This window comes from Pseudomonas sp. AGC41 (assembly GCF_057334555.1).
Genome location: NZ_JBHFJB010000032.1, coordinates 10,151 through 11,538, shown reverse-complemented (window position 1 = coordinate 11,538; position 1,388 = coordinate 10,151). Strand labels below are relative to the sequence as shown.

The window sequence follows — 1,388 nt, the reverse complement described above, 5'->3', positions numbered from 1 at the left end:
GGAGGTGGGTAACGCGGGCAGAAAAAAGCCCGGTCATTCGGACCGGGCTCGTCGGGGATGAAGGGTCACTCCTTGGGCTTGCTTCGATACTCGGTTGTGGTCATGCCCGCATAACCCCAGTTATCGGTATCGACTTCCTCTATCACGATGTGGGTCAGGTGCGGATCCTTGCCCAGCACGCGCTGCAGAGTCTCGGTGATTTCGCTGATGACCTGGGCTTTCTGCTCGCGGGTAACGCCGTCGCGGGTGATACGAACATTGACGAAAGGCATGATGCACTCCAGTTGAGGAAAGTGCGCAGCAGGTGCGGCGCAATCGATGACCACTGTATTTATACGTCACGGGCTGATAAACAGGCATCGGGAATCTTCTGTTGATACGCGGTGTAATGAATCATGAAGCGCCATTTCGAAGACTTGCAGTTGGGCAGCATCGAATTGTTCTGCCTGGCGGCCGAGGCGGGCAGCTTCACAGCGGCCGCCCAGGTGGCCGGGGTGACTCCGGCGGCGGTGAGCCGCTCGATCTTTCGCCTGGAGGAGCGCCTGGGTTCGCGGCTGTTCGTGCGTACCACTCGAAGCATCCGGCTGACCGATGCTGGCCGGACCTTTTTTGAGCAATGCCGCCAGGCATTGACACAACTGGTCGAGGCGCAACAGGAAGTGATGGGCGCGCAAACGGTGCCGTCCGGGCAACTGCGCATCAGCGTGCCCACGACTTATGGTCATCATCGCATCCTGCCGCTGCTGCCGGCATTCCGCGCGTTGTACCCGCAGGTCACGGTGGATGTCCACTTGAGCAACCGCAACATCGACTTCGTTGCCGAAGGTTATGACCTGGCGATACGGGTACGCGCCCAGCCGGATTCTTCGATGATCGCCCGGTTGCTGGAGGACGCCGGGCTGGTCGTGGTCGCATCGCCGGAGTACCTGCAACGGGCCGGCACGCCGCTCACCCTGGAAGACCTGGACGTGCACGAATGCATCCAGTTCGAGCTGCCCAGCAGCGGGCGGCGTATTTCCTGGCTGTTCAATGTCGAGGGCAAGGAGAAGGAGGTGTTCGGGCAGGGCGGGTATTGCTGTTCCGATGATGTGCTGGGCGGCGTAACGCTGGCCAGGCATGGCGCGGGATTGTTCCAGACCTACAGGTTCATCGTGGAAAAGGAACTGGCGGACGGGCAACTGGTGGAAGTGCTGGCGCCGTTTGCGGGACGCTCGCGCCCGTTCACCTTGCTGTATCCCCACGGCCGTTACGTGCCGCAGCGGGTGCGGGCGTTTGTGGATTTTCTGTTGGGGTATCGGCAGCAATGGGCCGGGGGCTGAAAGCAATCCCCCCGGCTTAACCGGATCCCCGTGGCGAGGGAGCTTGCTCCCGCTGGGCCGGTCCGACGC

Annotated in this window: 2 protein-coding genes; one reads left to right on the top strand and one right to left on the bottom strand. The window is 61.8% G+C overall.

Annotated features, from left to right (window positions below):
• Nucleotides 1-65: 65 nt before the first annotated feature.
• On the bottom strand, nucleotides 66-272 hold the full coding sequence (locus ACE04F_RS05925) for a tautomerase family protein (protein WP_030140737.1): 207 nt from the start codon (nucleotides 270-272) through the stop codon (nucleotides 66-68).
• A gap of 123 nt (nucleotides 273-395) precedes the next feature.
• Between ACE04F_RS05925 and ACE04F_RS05920 the strand changes: the two genes are divergently transcribed.
• A complete protein-coding gene (locus ACE04F_RS05920; protein WP_486105409.1) occupies nucleotides 396-1,319 on the top strand; it encodes a LysR family transcriptional regulator in 924 nt (307 codons plus the stop codon).
• Nucleotides 1,320-1,388 lie beyond the last annotated feature (69 nt).

Coding starts and splice junctions, on each gene's coding strand:
- ACE04F_RS05925 (WP_030140737.1), bottom strand. CDS start 272: ATGCCTTTCGTCAATGTTCGTATCACCCGCGACGGCGTTACCCGCGAG.
- ACE04F_RS05920 (WP_486105409.1), top strand. CDS start 396: ATGAAGCGCCATTTCGAAGACTTGCAGTTGGGCAGCATCGAATTGTTC.